The organism is Paenibacillus agaridevorans (genome assembly GCF_003112455.1).
GTDB classification, from domain to species: Bacteria; Bacillota; Bacilli; order Paenibacillales; family Paenibacillaceae; genus Pristimantibacillus; species Pristimantibacillus agaridevorans.
Window position 1 is genome coordinate 1 of record NZ_BDQX01000021.1, and the last position, 19,397, is coordinate 19,397.

A 19,397-nucleotide genomic window follows, 5' to 3' on the forward strand; every position below is an offset into this window, starting at 1 on the left:
TGGGCCGGCCCCGCTCGATTTTAGTTCAAGAGCAACGACCTTACATGATCCAGCGACTGTTTGATACTGACATATCCGTCGATTGTCATTCGATCCTGCTCTACAACGACCCATTTATAGTTCGAGGCTTGAGCTTTTGCAAGAATGCCGCTCAGATCCAGAATGCCTGTTCCGAGCTCGGTCATTTCTTTGCCTTCCCTGCTTACCATATCCTTTAGATGGACGGTCTTGCAGCGCGAACCGAATTGTTCCATCACTTCAACCGGCTTGCGGCCAGCATGTGTAGTCCAAAACATGTCAATCTCGAAGTTCAACTCATCTTCGGTCGTTGCTTCCTTTAAAGTCTCCAGGATAGGCTTGTCGCCGAAGTCGTTAATGAACTCATGATAATGGTTGTGGTATAGCAAATCCATGCCCGCAGCTTTAATCTTGGGGGCTATTTCCTTGACAATACCGATCAAAGTCTGCACATGCTCCTCGGATGTCATCTCATAATAAGGAATGACAATGTAGGAGGAACCGATCGTCTGGTTGTAAGCAATGACTTCATCGAGATTGTTTAGCAATTCTTCGATTCGTATATGGCTTCCCATGGAAGTAAGCTGCAGACGATCCAATATCGCCTTCATCTCTTCCGCAGGAATATCGTCGTAACCTGCGAACTCTACGCCGTCATAGCCGGCCTCGCGGACTTTTTTTAATTTTTCTGCAAAATCTCCCTTATCGTAATCGCGCAGCGTGAACAGTTGTAAGGCTACCTTTAAATGGGTCATAGCTAATTACCCCTCGCTTTTATTAGTTGATGAACCGTATATGTTTCAATGAAACTTATCCCATTATAGCGACTACTAGGTTGTTTTAGCGGTCTCATTGACTAACAAGTCATTATTTTGATTATATAGGACATAATTTTGACAGAGATAAAACACTTTAATCTGCTAAACTAATTTCATTCTATAACTAAGAGGGGTGTCTTTTTAATGAAACGTTTACTTTCAAATGTTCTTCTCCTTGTTTTGACCATGAGTTTGATTGCAGCTTGCGGAAACTCGAATAACAACAATAGCACGAACGGAGAACAAGGACAAAATGCAACGAACGGCGCTGCACAAGAAGGAAATGATTTGCGAGAAAAAGAGCTTGTTAAGCTTAATGTCGTCATGATGTCGAACGACAAGGAAGACAAAGATTTAGTTGTGGAGGAAGTCAACAAAATAACTAGAGAGAAATTAAATGTTGAAGTTGAACTAACCTTTATCTCTTATGGCAACTATGTGCAGCAGACGACGATGATGCTGTCCTCCGGCAAAGGTGTTGACCTGTTGCCGATCTACATGACTCCGCTGGCAACGATGGCGAACAACGGACAAATCATCCCGCTGACCAAGCTGATCGACAAGTACGGTCAAGAGATGGTGGAAGCGATTGGCGAGGAGTATATTGAAGCGGGCCGCATCGGCGAAGACATCTACGGCATTACAACGGGTCGTGATTTGGCCAAAGCCTATGGCTTTGAAATGAGAAAAGACTTGGCGGACAAGTACAACATCGATTATGCCAATATCAAGACACTGGATCAATTGGAAGAAGCGTTAATGATCATCCGCGCTAATGAGCCGGACGTCATCCCTGTTGTTCCTTCCAACGGCGAGCTCGTACGTAACTGGGGCTGGGATACGCTAGGTGATGACATGACGAACCTTGGCGTATTGATGGATTACGGCAAGGAATTAAATGTGGTCAATCTGTACGAAACCGAATTTTATAAAGAATTTATTACTCGTATGCACAAGTGGTACAACAACGGTCTCATCATGAAAGATGCGATCAACAATACGGAAAATGTAGGCACGATGATGAAAGCAGGTAGCGCATTCGGAGGATTCATGAACTTGAAGCCTGGATTTGATGTACAGGAAACAAGAAACTATGGAACTGAAATTGTTGTGTCGGAAATTATACCAGCATACAAAACAACATCGGATGTGCAAATGGCTACTTGGGCAATCAGCAACGGATCTAAACATCCGGAAGCAGCCATGAAGCTGTTGAACTTGATGTACTCGGATCCAGAATTGTCGAATCTGCTGATCAATGGTATTAAGGACAAGCACTACGTTGCGATTGGCGAGGCATCAAATGGTCAATCGATCATTGATTATCCGGAAGGCATGGATGCTACGACTACAGGTTACAGACCGAGCGGCGGCTGGTTGTGGCCGAACCAAACGATTGGTCATGTATGGGCAGGCAATGCGGCTAACTATTGGGAAGAACAAACGAATTTCAACAACACAGCCGCTGTATCCGCAGCATATGGCTTTACATTCGACTCAAGCAAAGTACGTAATCAAATGACGGCAAGTTCTAATGTTGTGGCGAAATACCACGATGCATTAATGACAGGCATGCTAGACCCTGAGAAAGCATTGCCAGTGTTCTTGAAGGAATTAGAATCTGCGGGGATCAAGGATATTGTTGCAGAGAAGCAAGCTCAACTGGATAAGTGGGCTGCAGCTCAGAACAAGTAATTCGGTCGTCTTGCGGTAATGAGGAAGGTGAACATCAATGAACGCTGCGCTTGGGACGAATAAACGGAAGCACAAATATAAACGGTTTGTACCCCTGTATGTAATGATGGTTCCGGGTCTGCTTTACTTGCTGATCAACAACTACGTGCCTATGGCCGGAATCATCATTGCATTCAAGCACATCAACTGGAACTCGGGCATTCTGGGCAGTCCGTTTGCAGGACTAAGCAATTTTGAATACCTGTTTAAAACGAAAGAAGCCTGGGTGATTACTCGCAATACGCTTGGTTATAATGTACTGTTTATTGTTTTGGGGACGGTCATTTCCATTGGAGTTGCCATCCTGCTGAATGAAATTCGATCGAAGTTTTGGAAAAAGAGTTACCAGACGGTCATTCTGCTACCGTATTTGATCTCTATGGTTATTGTCAGCTACTTGGTGTTCGCTATGCTCAGTTCAGAATCCGGATTTGTGAACAACAGCATTTTGGAGCCGTTAGGTTTGGACGGTTTAACCTGGTACACCGAACCTAAATATTGGCCTTTTATTTTGACTATTGTGCATATCTGGAAAGTGTTTGGTTATAGCTGTATTATCTACTATGCAACGTTGGTTGGTATTGACAGGGGCTACTATGAAGCGGCGGTTATTGACGGAGCGAACCGGTGGCAACAGATTGTGAACATTACGTTACCCGCGCTTAAGCCGACAGTCATTACGCTCGTCCTGTTGCAGGTCGGTACCATTTTCTACTCCGACTTCGGTTTGTTCTATCAAGTGCCAATGGATTCGGGCCCGCTATATGATGTAACGAATACCATTGACACGTATGTATACCGCGGTCTGATTAAGCTCAACGATGTGGGAATGTCCTCTGCGGCAGGCGTATATCAGTCCCTCGTAGGTTTTACGCTTGTCTATATTGCGAACCGGCTCGTAACCAGGTTTAGCAAAGAGAATGCTCTATTCTAAGTAAAGGAGAATCGACATGGTTGAGAATGGAAAAGGTTTTCAGGTTTTTGCAAACATCATTATGCTAGCATTGACCATCTTTTGTTTATTTCCGTTTGTACTGCTTGTTGTTTCCTCATTTACAGATGAGAGCACGCTCATTCGTAACGGATATTCTTTATTCCCGGCTAAACTAGGTTTGGATAGTTATGCCTATATATTTAAGAAGATAGAAACCATTGCGCGAGCTTACGTCATAACGATCGTCGTCACGGTATCAGGTACGTTGATTAGCATGATGCTTACGGTGCTGCTCTCCTATCCATTGTCGAGAAGAGATTTGCCGCATCGCAACACCTTTGCGTTTCTGGTCTTTTTTACCATGCTGTTTAACGGCGGGCTTGTACCTACGTACATTATGTGGACCCGGTATTTGAATATCGATAATACGATTTGGGCGCTCATCGTCCCTGCATTGCTACTGAATGCCTTTTATGTCATAATGATGCGTACGTATTTTATGACCAGCATCCCGGAAGAAGTTATTGAGGCAGGGCGAATCGACGGTGCGGGAGAGTTGCGAATTTTGGCTCGCGTGGTACTGCCGATGTCGGTGCCTATGGTCGCTACATTATCTTTGTTAATAGGGCTGGGCTATTGGAATGATTGGCGGAATGGTTTTTATTATCTGACGGATTCGAGTCTGTTCAGTATTCAAAATATGCTTAATACGATGCTTCAGGATGTTCAATTCCTTGCCAGCGGCGGAGCTGGCGGGAACGCCGGAGAAATTGCGGCGACCATGCCAAGCGTCGGGATTAAGATGGCAATTGCGGTAGTAGGAGCTGTTCCTATTTTGATTGTATATCCATTTTTTCAGAAATATTTTGTCAAAGGAATTACAGTCGGAGCAGTCAAAGGTTGACGTTAGACTAAAAGGCCGCCGTGGAGAATCTTCCCCATGGTGGCCTCTTGCTATAATTTGAGCAGCTAGGAGATCACTTCATGAAAAAAAGGGTCAGTGCATCATTCCAAATGAATGTGTTGCGCAACTTATTGTTGATTACGCTTCCATTGATTGGCTTACTGTCGGTCTATAATTTCTACTCTTACTACACGTTTAACGCCAAATTTGTAGAATCCAATCAACAGTCGCTCGCGTTATACGCGCGGAATATGCAGATTGATCTGAATGCGCTGGACACGCTATTAACTCATGTGACGATGATGGATCATACCTTTCGCTTATTTAGTCATCCTACCGATAAAATTCAAGCCCATGTGGCGGCACATGAATTGATAATTCAGTTTAAATCGGCGCTCAGTACCTACAAGATGGCAGACGCATTTTTTGCATACAGCGATGTCAGTCAAACCTATCGCGATATTTTTGCATCCGATTATCCTTATTCATTAAAAGAAGCGATCCGGGAGCAGATGCATGCGTTGACCCAAACCAGTGATAACTTTTATTATAAAGGCTGGTTAGCCTATGAAGTTCAAGGTAAAAACTATTTGTTCAGACTGCTCGGCAAGGAAGGGACTTATGCAGCCGTCATGGTGGATCTTGGGCGCATCTATTCAACGGATCTGGTGCATGACGGTGTCGAAGTCATCCACGCGACAAAGGATCAAGTTGCCCTGACAAATCGGCAGTTTGTGGAAGAAGAAGATCCCTGGAACAATGACGATTATGTGATCGTCAGCGCCCCGATCGAGAACAGTGAAATTCAATTGATGTTTGCCGTTCCCAAACCTAATGCATTTAAGGGCGGGTTCGCCATTCTATTCTCCTTGTCGCTGGTTGTGGTTGTACTCGTCTTTATTCGCCTTGTCATGTTGAACCGATCTTTATTGCTGCCGTGGCTGCGGCTGGTTAATCGTATTGGAAAGGGTTCTGATCCCGAGCGGCGCGAGGAATATCGGATTGAAGAATTCAAGCAGGTAGATGCTGCCTTTACGCATATGTCGAATGAAATTCAGCAATTAAAAATTTCGGCGTATGAGGAGGAAATAAGGCGGCAGAAGGCAGAAATGCAGCATTTGCAGCTTCAGATTCGCCCTCATTTCTATCTCAACTGCTTAAAAAGCTTATACGGTATGGCGCAGCAGCAAAGCTTCGGGCGGATGCAGCAAATGATTTTAGCCATATCCAATCACTTGCGCTACAACTTTAAAGATAATTTGCAGCTGGTATCTCTTGCTCAAGAGAAGGAGCATGTACAAAACTATATCCGTATTCAGCATATCGCTCATCACATTCCGCCTGTGTGCGAATGGCAGGTCGATACGGCTTTGATGGATTTTTCCTTGCCTCCGCTGTCTATTCAAACTTTCGTAGAGAATAGCGTGAAATACGCAACGAGACCGGAAGAGCAACTGCATATTCATGTGAAAGCCGTTATACTGGAAACGGATGAAGGCAACTATGTAGACATTACGATTCAAGACAACGGAGATGGATTTGACGATTCGATTCTGGAAGAGCTGAATGAAGGCGATTCCACGATCTATACCGATGTTCATGTTGGAATCAGTAATCTGCGTCATCGTATATCTTTGCTGTATGGTGACAAGGCATGGCTGATTTTCTTTAATACGGAAAACGGAGCAGCAGCCGAAATGATTTTGCCGCTTAGGTCCAGACTGCAACGGGAGGACGGGACAGAATGAATGTACTAGTCGTAGATGACCAATATGATGTTGTGCAAGGCGTCTTGACAGGCGTGGATTGGCAGAAGCTTGGCATTACTTATGTCTATCACGCCTATAGCGCGGATGAAGCGAGGAGGCTGCTCCAGGAAAAGGAGATACAAGTACTGCTCTGCGACATCGAGATGCCAAGGGAGAATGGGTTGGAATTGTTCAAGCGGGTGAAAGAAGATGATCCGGACTTGCAGTGTATTTTTCTTTCTGCCCATTCCGAATTCGAGTACGCCAAAGAAGCCATTCAGCTTGGCAGCTTTGACTACATTGTTCAGCCGGCCAGCTACGAAGACGTGCAAGCGTCGATCGAACGCGCAATTCTGCAAATCGAGGCGAACTCAGAGCGGCGGGAGCTTTATGAATATGGAGCATATTGGCGGGAAAACGAGCCTTTTTTACTGGAGAATTATCTTCGCAGCTTTCTGCTTAACTCAGGCCACTCCTATCAGCAGCTCCAGCGCGACTTAAACAATCTGAACATACGCCTTACTGCCCAAACCTCTTTTCGGTCGGTGCTCATTCAATATGCAAAACCGAGCGAGCAGGCAGGCAAAGACGAGTTGAAGCGCGAAGTGGTTCAGTTGATGGAGCCGTATAACTTAAAGGTATTGTTCGCTCAGTTGGATGATGCGAATTACATGGCCATTCTATATACGGAAGGTTCGTTCGACGCTCCAGTTGAAAGCTTGCTTAAACATTTGATCGTGAATGTTCAAAAGAAACATTCCTGCTCGATCATTTGCTATTTCTCGGATATTGGGCTGGCCGACATGCTTAAGCAGCATTATCAGACGCTCTGTCAGATGCGTCAGCACAATGTTGCTTTGTACAGTAAAGTATTTACGAGACAAAATATGAACTACCTTAAGGAAGGCTCATACGGAGTGCCGGATATGCAGGAATGGGTGATGCTCATAGCCAATGGCGGCAGCCGGAAGGTGCGCAGCGAAATTCATAATTACATGGAGCAGCAGAAAGGGAAAGGCAGGATTCACGCCGAATTTCTTGCGCGCTTCCATCAGGATTTCATTCAGCTTTTTTTTGCCGTCGCCAAACAGATGAAGCTGGATGCGAGCGAAGTTTTCTTTAATCGTTACCCTTACTCCGAGTACATTCAGGCCTACACGTCGCTTAGTAAAATGCTGGATCTGGTCAATTTTGTATTGGACTATGTGGAAGAGCATACCACGGATGCGAACCTTGTCCCGGATCCAATTGAGCGAGTTATAGCCTACATTGATCAAAATATTGAGAAGAGCTGCAGCCGTGCGGAAATTGCCGAAGCGATTTACATGAATCCAGAGTACTTGTCGCGGTTGTTTAAGAAAGTAAAGGGGATAGCGCTTAATGATTATATTACGATGAAGAAGACGGAAATCGCCAAGTCGCTATTGACGAATACGAACATTCCGGTCAATCTCATCGCATCCAAAGTGGGCTACTCCAACTTCTCCTACTTCTCGCAAGTATTTAAAAAATATTGCGGCCTAGCGCCGTTGGAATATCGGCAACGGAAGGAACAGGAGTAACGGATTTACATCCAATCCGTTACTCTCTACGGGCAGTGGGATTTATCCTCCGAACACGGAGCGAATAGCTTCGAGGTAACCTAGGCCGTGTACGGTGTCCGGCTCAATGTAACTACCCTCGGTCCATTCGTTCCAAGAGTTGATCGTAACGATTGGCGGGAGGGTTCCGCTGCGGTCTAGGAACTCCTTTACTGCGGCGAGCGACTTGCGAAATTGCTCGGGTGTATTATCGACCAAAATGGGTGTAAATGGGTAGCCAATATTGGCGTGGATATCCGATTGAACGGTACGAGGACTGCTATCCCAGCCCATCGATACGTTAGGGAAATAAGGCAGTCCGTACTTGCCGAAATCCTGGCGATAGTTCTCCCAACCGTCTTCGGCTAGTTTGGCATAAGCCGGATAATCTACCGTTGGATAAGTGTCCATAGGTACATTATGAACCCATACATAGGAAGTGACGCTATCGAAGCCCAGGTCTCGCACGCGTTCACCGGGATTCTCCAGTGTTCGTTCGCCAGGCAAGTTCTGAATGCCCCAGACGACCGCGTTTAGATGCAACTCTCCAAGACCCGCCGCCCGCACTTTGTCTCGAAAGGCAGCCAGCGCCTCCTTTGTCTGAGAGAGACCGCCGAGGCTCTGGATCAGGCTCATTAACTCGTATACGGAGAAATACAAGCCTCCATTTACTCGCCAGTAAGAGGGGTGGCAGAAGTAACGTTCAATCATATAGTCGCAGGCTGCTTCGAACGCTGACAGCGACACCTGGCCACTGTGCAGCAGGGTATGGTCCATTCCCCGTTTGTATGGAAAGATGTTAATCCAATCGTGGTTAGCCCACATGAGGGAGAATTTGAGCCGATCGTTGTTGCTCGCTTTAAGGAATCCTTCCTCCAGTGCCCGATTTAGAAATGGACCGTCCTCGTACCAATACCAATCGTAAATAAAGGTGTCGATCCCATAATCCGCTGCATGGGCGATCTGCTTCTCTGCAGTCTCGGGCTTGGACTCATCCAGATATCCCCACAGCGGCACCTTGGGTTGCTCATGACCTGGGAAGCGAGGTGTCGCCCGGCGGACAAGATCCCATTCTGTCCAGCCTTCGCCATGAACGGCTTCGTTGCGCGGATCGACATGATAATTCGGAAAGTAATAGACGGCGACTTCGTATTTGCTGCTCATGCATCCACCTTCGTCCTTTGAATTCTAGTTCTAGTACGCACTTTAAGTGTAACGAAAGGGGGAGTGAGCGTATTTGGACAAATCGACGGCTTTGTTGCAATATTCACCGGAATTTGGAACGGAGGGATTGGGCGTAATGGAGTGGCGACAAGCCTTCAACGCGCTTGAACAATCGGCTGAAATAATGAATGTCGGGGTAACCGACCTCTTCGGCAATTTGCCCTACCGACAGCGAAGAATGAAGAAGCAGATCTTTTGCCCGTTTCATCCGGATAGCAACAAGCATCTCGATAGGCGACTTGCCCGTTTCTTCCTTAAACAGCTCGCGAAAGCGGCTCGGGGACAGATGAACGGATGATGCGATGTCATGAAGTTGTATCGGTGACCGATAATGGGTCTCCATCCACCGGATGGCTTGTCCGACCCGTTCGCTGCGGGGATGATATAGACTTTTGCCACCCGTCGCAGTCAGTTCACGGACGATCAGCGCGAGCAAGTTAAGCAATTCGCCTCTAAGCAGAAGTTCCGCTCCGAATTCTCTTTCCGCAAAAGCAGCATACATCGAGCGCAGCAACGATTCGCAACCATGACGATCGGAGATTGAAAAAACGTACGGCAGCTCGATATCGGATAGACGGACGATTGGGCGATCCGTTAGCTCGGGCTCAACGGGTATAAAAGCTTCTTGCAGGTAATTCCAGTTGAGGTAGACATCCTCGACAGAAAAATCGAATGCTTCTCCCATATAGAGAAGATCGAAATGGACTGCGTAGTAGTGAAACCTATTGTCCTTGGGAACGATGCATGAATGCCTGACCATGGGAGAGAGGAATATCATATCTCCCGGTCCAGCTTTATAAAGCTTTTGGTCGATCGTGTACTCGCAGCTGCCTGCTACGACAAACTTCAACTCGTAATCGTAGATGATGCGCGGAGGAAGGCGGTAGCTGTCGTTGCTTTGGATGTGCTGCACCAAGCGAACATAGGGCGCCAGTTCTAGCAGGCTGATCGTTCGCACCGACGTCGCATTTCGCTCCATATGAATCCTCCTCGCCCCCCATTGTTGGCTAAATAGTATCATAGGAGCAGAGAGTCCGTCCATCCTCTAAAATATAGAATAGGTAATGCAAAATACAAACATGTGAATGATAGAGCAGTTCCCTTACTCTATATATGAAACCGCTTACCAGGGAGGGGAAAAGATCAATGAAAAGACGAGTATCGTTAGTAATTGCATTTCTTGTCATGTTTACTTCACTTGCTGTAGGTCAGTTATCATTTTCGGTTCAGAACGTTCATGCAGCGTATAGCACGGAAATATGGAAAGCAGTAGACATCGCTTTGCATAGTTCGAAGAGCTATTCGAATCCTTTTATGGATGTAGAAATCAGTGCCACATTTACTGGGCCCGGAGGTATAGCCTTGACAATACCGGGGTTTTGGGATGGCGGGAATACATGGAAGTTTCGGTTTGCTCCTACCGCTACAGGCACCTGGTCGTATACAACGGCTGCTTCGGATCCGACGGATACGGGGTTGCATGGACAAACCGGAACCGTAATGAGTCAACCTTATTCGGGATCCCTGAATATTTATAAACATGGATTCGTAAAAGCGGATCCTTCGAACCGCTACTTAACCTACAACGATGGAACGCCTTTCTATTGGTTGGCGGATACTCATTGGATGGGACTTTCTTATCGGGAGAGATGGGGGTCATCTAACGATTCGAGATGGTCGTCACAGTATAAAGGTATGGTGGATAAGCGTGTCAAACAAGGATTTTCGGTTTATCAGATGAACTTTTTCGCTTTCGAGCAAGGTGATGTGGATGCAACCGGAACCTACAATGAGGGCGGTCATGTTTGGAATTACGAGCGGTATGATGCTGATGCTTCGAGTTTTATTACCTCTAGCACCACTTACGATAGTTATGTGGCTCACCCAACCAAAGCTCTGGACAATCGAGAAGGGACAATGTGGAAGGCTGCTTCGAATGTTTATCCTCAATGGTTTTCTATGGATCTAAAAACAAATACGGCACTTAGTAAAGTCGAAACCTTATTTGGAGAGAATGACACTTGGAGATACAAAATTGAAGGTTCGACCGATAATGTATCTTATACAACTTTGGTAGACCGCACATCGGGAGTTTCGGGCGATACCTTCTCCGATCCTGTATCGGCTGCGGTTAGGTACGTCAGGATTACGATAACGGGAGCAACAGGAGGCAGCACTCCTTCCATTCGGGAATTCAAGGTATTTAATGCTGCGAATTCTCTAATGAATTGGAGTGGATTCGCGTCTGACCTAAATCCCGGGTTCTGGCAAAACAGCGATCTTCGCATTCAATATGCGGTCGAAAAAGGGCTCGTCGTTGCATTGGGCATCGACTGGGGAAGGTTGTTGGAGAGCGGTAACGAAGCGGATTACAAAAGAATGGCCAGGTATATTGTAGCCAGGTATGGCGCTTATCCAACGGTGTGGACAGGCGGCGGGGAATATGGTCAGGGGAGTGCGGCCAGCTGGAAGAATGTACTCGATTATACCTACGCTATAGATGCATACAAACGGGCCAATACTCTTCACAATGATTACACGAATACGATAGCGTTTCGAAATGACGATGCTTATCATTTCGATTTTCTGCAGGGAGGTCATGGCGCATTACTGGACAAAAGCTACTGGTTGAATCATTACAATGAAACGCCGACCAAGGTTGTCATTGAAGGCGAAGCCAATTATGAGAATATCAACGGCATACCTTCTTATTATACGAGGGAAACAGCATGGAATGCGAATATGGCTGGCAGTGCCGGGTTCTCATATGGTGCTGAAGGCTTATGGCAAGCCACTTGGGATAGTCATGACACTTGGCAAGTTTGGGGAGGAACTCCGACTCCTTGGTACAACGCCATAGATAAGCCTGCCGGAGAACAAATGCGCTATATGAAAGACTTCTTTGAAGCCGCGAATTGGTGGACGCTGGAGCCCAATCATTCTGTTATCTCCTGGAGTGGAGCTCCTTCGGGAACACAAAGCCCGGCAGTGAAAACAAACCCGGATCGATCATCGATTGTTGCTTATTATCCGTCAACGACAACGACATATAGCGGAATTTTGAATGGACTGAATGTTTCGGATACCTATATGGCAAGATGGTTAAATCCACGTACCGGAAAATATACGATGATATCCCCAAATTTTCTGCCGAACGCATCGGGGCAGTGGAGTATTCCCTCCCAGCCCTCTACGGAGGATTGGACATTATGGGTTACCAAAATAACAAATAGGGTGAGTCCTCCAATTATGAGCACCGGGGGAGGAACGTATGACTCCATGTTGGGCGTGGCGATGACTACGACGACTAGTGGCGCAACCATTCATTACACTACCGATGGGACGACTCCGACGACGGCAAGTCCTGTTTACACAGCTCCTTTGCTAATTACGTCTCCTTCACCCGAAACGATCGTTATAAAAGCTATAGCTGTTAAATCAGGAATGACAACTAGTCCTCAATCGATTGAATATTATAAGCTGTTGACGCAAAATGTTGCTTTTAACCGGACTTACAGCAGTTCCTCCCAATACGATGCGAGTCAAACTGCCGCAAAGGCGTTCGATGGTACTGCTTCCAACTGGCAGGCAGCATCGGGCAAATATGCAAATGAATGGCTGCAAGTCGACTTTGGCAGCAATGTAACATTTAACTCCGCCGTAATTAGCGAATATGGAAATCGTACAACGGGATTCCGCGTCGAATACTGGAACGGTTCCGGGTGGTCTACGGCTTATACGGGAACAACCATTGGCGATTATGGTTCTCCTTTGACTGTAACTTTTCCAAGCGTAACCGCAAGTAAAGCACGACTGTTTTTTATTAGCGGTACTGGTTTTCAACCCATCATTTACGAGTTTGAACTCTTAAATCGAAATCATGCATTAAATAAACCAGTGTCCAATTACACCAGCTCTTCGCGGTACGACGATAATCAATCCGCCGATAAGGCGTTTGACGGTTCATCTTTAACAAACTGGCAGGCTGCCAACAATCTTTTTTCGGGGCAATGGCTTTCGGTTGACTTCGGTCAATCGGTTACCTTCAGCAAGGCGGTAATAACCGAGTACGGAAACCGCACGACAGGCTACAGAGTTGAATATTGGAACGGTTCTGCATGGGCAACGGCATACACGGGAACGACGATTGGTGATGTAAACACGCCAAGGACCGTAACTTTCCCCGCAGTAACCGGAAGCCAAGCGCGACTCTACTTTACCTCCGGAACCATGCAACCTATTGTATACGAAATTGCAATCTACTGAGGGTTGCGCTTGAACGAAGACATGAGGATCGGGCTCCTTCCGGATATAACGGAAAGGAGCTCTTGCCGTTATCAAATACAATCCGAACAAGTTCAACGCATCATTGACTGACAACAGTGCCTTCCGTGAGAATAGAGATTGGATATGGACACGAATTCGATGCCAATCAATGACAAGGAGAGGTTCGCAAGTGAAAATCGTTCGTTTCATCCGATCGAAATTACATTACAAAATGATTTTAATCTACTCTCTATTAACGCTAGTTCCTCTGATCATTGTGAGTGCAACCTTCTATGTAACGTCGAAAGGAATTCTTGAACATAATGTTGATCAATCATTTAAACAAACCATGTCCGAAACATCGGATAAAATCGATGGCGTTTTTAAGGCGTTTGCTAACGAAGCTTCTGACATCGGTGACAATTTGTTCGTGTACACGCTGCTACGCAACGCTTGGAATCCTGATCAATATCCACTATCGCCAGCCGAACGAGCGGCTTTGACGGAACGAGTGGAAGCAATGCTGTGGATTGAGTTGGGCAATATGAGCAAAAACATTGGCGATTTCGTCGATTCCATTCACATTTTTGACGTTCAAGGCAAACAATATTTTGCGGGTGCCGAATCTGGAATTCAGTATTACGATGCAATTGTCATTATGCCGTTCGAAAAACAAGGCATTCCGGAGTGGGCGTTTTTTATCGATAATCGTCGGCTCATCTGCAACTTGCAGCTCGTTGATTCAGCAACTGGTACCGTACTGGGTAGTTTGGTTGTCTTGTTAGACCCAATCAAAGTTACTGCTTTATACGACTCTTATGAAAGCGGTTCGTTTTTTATTACGAACGCCAGTAATATTGTGATGTCCACCGACAATCCAAATAGAATCGGCCAACTCATTCCCACGCAAGCTATGGGGGATACGATCGCGACGGAACTAAAATCCAAATCGACGGGATTTAAGTACGTAAGCCGCATTCCTGTATCCGAAGCAAGTGCTGGCATCCGAAAGTTGGCAGTTTTCTCGGTCGTGGTAGCGCTCGCATCTTGGGTGGCGGTAATCGTCATTACCTATTATGTACTGAGAAAAATAACAAGTCCTTTGGCTACTTTAAGCAATCTCATGCGCAAAGCGCAGAAGGAAAACTACCAGCTCATCGAAAATTTCGGTTCCCATGATGAGATTGCCCAACTTTGTCATAGTTTTAACCGGATGATAATGGAAACAAAAGAATTAATCCAGAAAGTATATAAAGCGGAACTCGAGCAGAAGGAGGCCCAGTTGGCGGCGATCCGAACGTATTTCAATCCCCATTTTTTGCACAACACCTTGGAATACGTCAGTATTTTGGCCAAATCCAAGGACAAGATCGATCGGATCCCCTACGTCGTGAAAAGTCTGTCCAGCATCATTCGTTTTTCCATTTCGCCGGGGGAAGCCTTCGTTTCTTTGGACGTCGAAATGAAATTTGCGAAAATCTATATGCAAATTCATCAATATCGATTCGAAAACCGATTCGAATATCATATCGACCTGCCCGATCACTTGAAGCAGGTCGAAGTTCCGAAATTAATTCTTCAACCTATTATTGAAAATGCGTTCATTCATGGCATCGACCATATTCGCGGGAAAGGCCGAATCGACATTAGAGCTTACGAAAGTCAATTCAACCTCGTCATCGAGATTGAGGACAACGGCGGTTCTGCACAACCCCGCCCTCGCGAATCCAAAGGAATGGGATCAGGCTTAAAGGGCATAGAATCCCGTATTCGGCTGCATTTTGGGAATCGTTATGGCATTGAGAAACTGCAAGGCGAACAAGGAATGGTCGTAAAGCTTCTTATGCCTATCATCATGAAAGAACCAACGGATGTCCCAACTGAAAAGGAGATTGCAGCGCCATGAAACTATTTATCGTCGATGACGAAAAGGCGGTTAGGGATTATATTGTCTCTTTGCCCGCTTGGAATCGTCTTGGTTGTACGATTGTCGGACAAGCGGCTGACGGGTGGGAAGCTTACGAAACAATATGCAGGGCAAAAGATAAGAGGCCGGATGTGTTAATCACGGACATTCGCATGCCCTCTATGGACGGCATTGAATTAACTCGTCGTATTCTCGACGTCTGTCCTGATATGAAAGTGATATTTTTGACGGCACATGGCGAATACGAATATGCCAAGCAGGCCGTAAAGTTAGGCGTTGTCGATTTTATAACGAAACCGTTTCATGAAAATGAACTCGTGGATAGAGTTCAATGGATCAGAGATCATCGATTGGATCGTCGAAGACCGGATTGGGTCCAACAGGAGGCATGGATCCAATCGCTTTTGACAATGCCGCACCGGGAGATGCCCGGATCGCTTGACTTGCCCAATACGTTGAATCAACCGGTCATTTTCTTTTTTATTGAAATCGACAATTCAGGTTTACTGGACGATTTGGGTAAACCGTTTACCAACCTTACTTTACGAGAATTCATCGCCGATGTTATGACATCGTTTCCTCATACTTACTGGTCGGCCCTGGCGCACAGCGGCCTATATTTAGTTTTGTTCATGTCCCCCTCTGCCACGAAGGAGCAATCCGTACATGAAGCGATGGAGGTAGCCCGGAAGATCCTGGGAGCTATTGGCGAGTCATGCGGCTTTAGTATTTCGATCGGCATTAGCGATTTGCTGCCATCTGTGACGGAGCTTCGCAGGGGACGTGAAGAAGCCAAGAAATGTTTGGAATACCGGATGTTGATAGGACGGAATTCGATCGTTGCTTATTCCGCTATGCTCTTAATGCAGGAGCAGAAACGAGAGCAGTCGGAGATGAATCGTTCCGAGCTGTCTGATCTCTTGCGCAGAGGAGAACAGGAGCCACTCTCCGATTATTTAAGATCCAAGAGCAGAACGTTCATGATGGAAGGCATAAGCAAAACGCGTATCCAGGAAGCCTGCATGGAGATGGTGGAGACAGCGGGCCAAATTCTGCATTCGTTTGGTATCCAGCCAAGTCCGGAGGAAACGATTGCTGTCCGCAAAGACGTACTGTCTTATACCATCCTTTCGGATTTAATGGCATTTATGGAGTCGTTTCTAAAAAATACGGCATCTCAAATTAGTGCTGTCAGACAGAATACGCCCATCCATTATATCGATGCCACGATGAATTTCATCGAACGACGTTATATGGAAGACATCACGCTGCAAATGTTGGCAGAAGAGCTTTTCGTCAATTATTCGTATTTAAGCAGGTTGATAAAGAAAGAAACTGGACGGAATTTTAGCGATGTATTGTGGGAACACCGTATCAACATCGCTAAGGAGAAGTTGTCGACGACAAGCATGAAGCATTATGAAGTAGCCTATGCCGTAGGGTTCAAGGATGCAGCCCATTTTAGCCAATTGTTTAAAAAAATGACTGGAAAAACCCCCAGCGAGTATAAAGGGTAAGGAAAAATACAGAACAGTTCAAGACAAATGGACATATGTCGATTCTTGTTTCGAAACGATAAACTTATGGATATGGAGGCTAGTCGACGGACGGTGCCAATCCTAATCACTTCAATATGGAGGTCAAATCTATGAAAAGAAAAAGAACGCTTCTCGTACTGGCAAGCCTATTGCTAGTTGCGCTGATTTCGGCATGCGGAGCAAATCAATCGAACGAACCCAAAAATGCGAATGCAACGGGTACTACTTCTGAGGGGAGTAAAGCTACGCCCGAATCCAGCGGCGGAAAAGACGAATCCTTTACGATTCGAATCGGGACCTGGTTTATTGATGATCGGCCCTTCATGCAAGAGTTCAAGACGAATGTTGAGAAGTCCTACAAACAGAAATATCCGAATGCTACGATCCAATGGGATATTACACTCGGGGATGCGTACGCAGATAAGCTGAAGGCGGAGCTGGCCTCGGATACGGCGCCGGACGTGTTTTTCCACCAAGGTAAGACAGCCGTGTTCGGAGAAGTAGGATATTTGTCGGATTTATCCGGAGAGGCATGGGGGGCTAAGCTGAATCCGGGAACGAAGAGCGCTTATTCGTACAAGGATACGGTATACGCACTTCCTATGGGCATCGCCTCGAGCGGAATCTGGTACAACAAAAATATTTTCGCCGATCTAGGGATCGAAGTGCCGAAGTCATGGGCGGAAATGGAAAGCGCTTTCGAAAAAATACAGTCGGCAGGAATTACACCTGTGGCTGCAGGATTTAAAGACGCTTGGACGGCAAGCATGACATTTAATCTCTGGATGCAGCCTCATGGCTACGAGAGCAGTCCAACGTATGGCAAGGATCTTTACGAAGGCAAGAAACGACTGGACGGACCGGAAGTTCAAGCGGTCATGATGCATCTACAAGAAATGGTCGAGAAGGGTTACTTGAACAAAAACGCGCTTAGCATTGATTGGCCGCAATCCGCGGATCTGTTCACTTCGGGCAAAGCGGCCATGATCGCTCAAGGTCCTTGGATGCCAGGCACCGCTCAGGAAAACTTCCAAACGAAAGGCCATACGGCATTCGAACTCGGATACCTCCCGTTCCGAACAGAAAAAGGGTATGCCAAGCTGTCGCTAGGTATTGACCAATCGCTCTCGGTGAACGCCAAAACAAAGCTCCTTCAGCAAGCAAAGGATTTGGTAGCTGTTATCGCGAGTCCAGAGGTCTATGGGCCGTTTAATGTGGGTAGCGGAACCGTGCCTGGAATCCAGGGCATGCAGCTCGAATACCCGAATGCCGCGTTAAACGATTTGTTGAAAGTTGTTGACGAGACGGAATCCGGTATCGGATACGAAGCTTATTTGCCTGCTTCGGCTATGACTTCGCTGACGGAGACTTTTACGAAGGTAGCCTCGGGCATCAAACTTGATGTAAAGGATTTGACGGAAGCCCAGAAAAAATTGGAGAAGGACATCGGAACTGTCATTCTCCCCGCAGAGTAATCGAAGACCATATCCATTCGACCGGCCCTCCTCGAGCGGCCGGTCGAATACTAAACAGGTGATGTTATGATGAAGGCAAGCACCCGGGAGTGGTGGGCTGGTTTTTGGTTCATTCTTCCGGCAACGGTATTATTTTCGGCATTTGTATTTTACCCTTTTGTTTCAAGCATCTACTATTCGTTTACAGAATGGGACTCCATTCGTCCTGCCAAGTTTATTGGTTGGGACAACTATGCGTTTTTGCTTGAAGACTCCAAAATGCTTCAGGCGGCCAAAAACACGATCTTGATCACCATCTTCGGAATTGTTGTCCAAAATCCCTTGTCCTTACTGTTGGCGATCTTGTTGAACCGTTCTTTCCGTACGAAAATTTTGCTCAGAGTCGCGTTTTATTTACCGGTTGTCGTAAGTCTTGTGGTTACCTCTATCGTGTGGGGCCATATTTTGCAGTATGAAGGCTTGCTTAACGGATTTCTGGAACGTATGGGGCTGCATAGCTGGGTGCGCGATTGGCTAGGAGACACACGTTCTGTATTTCCGACCATTATCGCATTGACGCAGTGGCAAGGACTCGGGTACTGCGCGGTGATTTACTTAGCCGGACTGCAAACCATCCCCCAGGATTTGTACGAGGCTGCGAAAATGGATGGCGCTAAGGCGTTTAACCGATTTAGACATGTCACGCTTCCGATGCTTATGCCCGCGACAACGATCGTCGTTTTTATGACCATCGTCGGCGGCTTAAAAATGTTCGATATTCCATACATCATGACGGGCGGGGGTCCTGGTTCTGCTTCCTATACACTGACGCTTGCTATTTATAATGCCGCATTCCGGGAAAATACGTACGGCTATGCCATTTCGGGCGGAATTGTCTTGATGATTTTTATAATGATAGTTACGCTGATCCAGTTAAAGATCATGCGACGGAAAGAGGTGGAGATATAATGAATACGCGCTCCGCCAAGCGGAAAAACCCTAAGGGCATAACGTTGGAGATTATTTTAATCATTGCTGCTTTCCTGTTTTTGTATCCGATATTTTATCTCATTCTGACAAGTTTTAAATCTCCAGCTCAAATCAATCAACCTTTAGCAATGCCCGACTCTTTATATTGGGGCCATTATGAAAAAGCGATTGAAAAAGTAAACGTGTTGCTAGGTCTGTTTAATACGTCCGTCATTAGCGTTGGATCAATCGGACTGTTGGTCATTATCTCTTCTATGGCAGG

At 46.2% G+C, this 19,397-nt stretch carries 13 protein-coding genes and 1 pseudogene; 11 read left to right on the plus strand and 3 right to left on the minus strand.

What is annotated here, in order from left to right; all coding sequences use genetic code 11:
* Positions 1 to 20: 20 nt before the first annotated feature.
* Positions 21 to 773 (minus strand): sugar phosphate isomerase/epimerase family protein, encoded by a 753-nt coding sequence (locus PAT3040_RS01160; protein ID WP_108991199.1) that lies wholly within the window; start codon positions 771 to 773, stop codon positions 21 to 23.
* Between the two features lie 207 nt (positions 774 to 980).
* Here PAT3040_RS01160 and PAT3040_RS01165 point away from each other — a divergent pair, with 207 nt between their 5' ends.
* The 5 genes from PAT3040_RS01165 to PAT3040_RS01185 all read left to right on the plus strand — a co-directional run bounded on the left by PAT3040_RS01165 (position 981) and on the right by PAT3040_RS01185 (position 7,718).
* On the plus strand, positions 981 to 2,531 hold the full coding sequence (locus PAT3040_RS01165) for an ABC transporter substrate-binding protein (RefSeq protein ID WP_108991200.1): 1,551 nt from the start codon (positions 981 to 983) through the stop codon (positions 2,529 to 2,531).
* A gap of 37 nt (positions 2,532 to 2,568) precedes the next feature.
* The gene (locus tag PAT3040_RS01170; protein ID WP_258234776.1) at positions 2,569 to 3,504 is read left to right on the plus strand and encodes an ABC transporter permease; all 936 of its coding nucleotides are present in this window, start codon (positions 2,569 to 2,571) and stop codon (positions 3,502 to 3,504) included.
* Positions 3,505 to 3,520: 16 nt separating this feature from the next.
* Positions 3,521 to 4,408 (plus strand): carbohydrate ABC transporter permease, encoded by an 888-nt coding sequence (locus tag PAT3040_RS01175; RefSeq protein ID WP_108991201.1) that lies wholly within the window; start codon positions 3,521 to 3,523, stop codon positions 4,406 to 4,408.
* 80 nt (positions 4,409 to 4,488) lie between these two features.
* Positions 4,489 to 6,156 (plus strand): sensor histidine kinase, encoded by a 1,668-nt coding sequence (locus tag PAT3040_RS01180; protein ID WP_108991202.1) that lies wholly within the window; start codon positions 4,489 to 4,491, stop codon positions 6,154 to 6,156.
* Positions 6,153 to 7,718 carry a response regulator gene (locus PAT3040_RS01185; protein WP_108991203.1) on the plus strand — a complete coding sequence of 522 codons (1,566 nt, stop codon included), beginning with the start codon at positions 6,153 to 6,155 and terminating at the stop codon, positions 7,716 to 7,718. Before PAT3040_RS01180 ends, PAT3040_RS01185 begins: the two co-directional genes overlap by 4 nt.
* A 42-nt stretch (positions 7,719 to 7,760) precedes the next feature.
* Here PAT3040_RS01185 and PAT3040_RS01190 read toward each other — a convergent pair whose 3' ends face one another.
* Both PAT3040_RS01190 and PAT3040_RS01195 read right to left on the minus strand, forming a co-directional pair.
* Complete coding sequence (locus tag PAT3040_RS01190) at positions 7,761 to 8,900, minus strand: glycosyltransferase WbsX family protein (RefSeq protein WP_108991204.1); 1,140 nt, start codon at positions 8,898 to 8,900, stop codon at positions 7,761 to 7,763.
* A gap of 103 nt (positions 8,901 to 9,003) precedes the next feature.
* Complete coding sequence (locus PAT3040_RS01195; protein ID WP_181376377.1) at positions 9,004 to 9,939, minus strand: AraC family transcriptional regulator; 936 nt, start codon at positions 9,937 to 9,939, stop codon at positions 9,004 to 9,006.
* A gap of 167 nt (positions 9,940 to 10,106) precedes the next feature.
* Between PAT3040_RS01195 and PAT3040_RS01200 the strand changes: the two genes are divergently transcribed.
* From PAT3040_RS01200 to PAT3040_RS01225, 6 genes and pseudogenes are all read left to right on the plus strand, one after another.
* Positions 10,107 to 13,226: an apiosidase-like domain-containing protein gene (locus tag PAT3040_RS01200; protein ID WP_181376378.1), complete on the plus strand. Its 3,120-nt coding sequence runs from the start codon at positions 10,107 to 10,109 to the stop codon at positions 13,224 to 13,226.
* Positions 13,227 to 13,416: 190 nt separating this feature from the next.
* Positions 13,417 to 15,132: a sensor histidine kinase gene (locus tag PAT3040_RS01205; RefSeq protein WP_181376379.1), complete on the plus strand. Its 1,716-nt coding sequence runs from the start codon at positions 13,417 to 13,419 to the stop codon at positions 15,130 to 15,132.
* The gene (locus PAT3040_RS01210; RefSeq protein ID WP_108991208.1) at positions 15,129 to 16,670 is read left to right on the plus strand and encodes a response regulator; all 1,542 of its coding nucleotides are present in this window, start codon (positions 15,129 to 15,131) and stop codon (positions 16,668 to 16,670) included. Before PAT3040_RS01205 ends, PAT3040_RS01210 begins: the two co-directional genes overlap by 4 nt.
* Before the next feature lie 131 nt (positions 16,671 to 16,801).
* Positions 16,802 to 18,166, plus strand: coding sequence for an ABC transporter substrate-binding protein (locus PAT3040_RS01215; protein WP_181376380.1), 1,365 nt, complete (start codon positions 16,802 to 16,804; stop codon positions 18,164 to 18,166).
* A gap of 69 nt (positions 18,167 to 18,235) precedes the next feature.
* Positions 18,236 to 19,114 (plus strand): carbohydrate ABC transporter permease, encoded by an 879-nt coding sequence (locus PAT3040_RS01220; RefSeq protein ID WP_181376381.1) that lies wholly within the window; start codon positions 18,236 to 18,238, stop codon positions 19,112 to 19,114.
* Positions 19,114 to 19,397: pseudogene (locus PAT3040_RS01225) on the plus strand (hypothetical protein); the annotation flags it as partial. The gene PAT3040_RS01220 and the pseudogene PAT3040_RS01225, both read left to right, overlap by 1 nt.

Excerpts from the sequence above, each read along its gene's own strand:
- PAT3040_RS01165 (WP_108991200.1), top strand. The coding sequence starts at position 981 with ATGAAACGTTTACTTTCAAATGTTCTTCTCCTTGTTTTGACCATGAGT.
- PAT3040_RS01160 (WP_108991199.1), bottom strand. The coding sequence starts at position 773 with ATGACCCATTTAAAGGTAGCCTTACAACTGTTCACGCTGCGCGATTAC.
- PAT3040_RS01175 (WP_108991201.1), top strand. The coding sequence starts at position 3,521 with ATGGTTGAGAATGGAAAAGGTTTTCAGGTTTTTGCAAACATCATTATG.
- PAT3040_RS01185 (WP_108991203.1), top strand. The coding sequence starts at position 6,153 with ATGAATGTACTAGTCGTAGATGACCAATATGATGTTGTGCAAGGCGTC.
- PAT3040_RS01200 (WP_181376378.1), top strand. The coding sequence starts at position 10,107 with ATGAAAAGACGAGTATCGTTAGTAATTGCATTTCTTGTCATGTTTACT.
- PAT3040_RS01190 (WP_108991204.1), bottom strand. The coding sequence starts at position 8,900 with ATGAGCAGCAAATACGAAGTCGCCGTCTATTACTTTCCGAATTATCAT.
- PAT3040_RS01210 (WP_108991208.1), top strand. The coding sequence starts at position 15,129 with ATGAAACTATTTATCGTCGATGACGAAAAGGCGGTTAGGGATTATATT.
- PAT3040_RS01220 (WP_181376381.1), top strand. The coding sequence starts at position 18,236 with ATGAAGGCAAGCACCCGGGAGTGGTGGGCTGGTTTTTGGTTCATTCTT.
- PAT3040_RS01195 (WP_181376377.1), bottom strand. The coding sequence starts at position 9,939 with ATGGAGCGAAATGCGACGTCGGTGCGAACGATCAGCCTGCTAGAACTG.
- PAT3040_RS01215 (WP_181376380.1), top strand. The coding sequence starts at position 16,802 with ATGAAAAGAAAAAGAACGCTTCTCGTACTGGCAAGCCTATTGCTAGTT.
- PAT3040_RS01180 (WP_108991202.1), top strand. The coding sequence starts at position 4,489 with ATGAAAAAAAGGGTCAGTGCATCATTCCAAATGAATGTGTTGCGCAAC.
- PAT3040_RS01170 (WP_258234776.1), top strand. The coding sequence starts at position 2,569 with ATGAACGCTGCGCTTGGGACGAATAAACGGAAGCACAAATATAAACGG.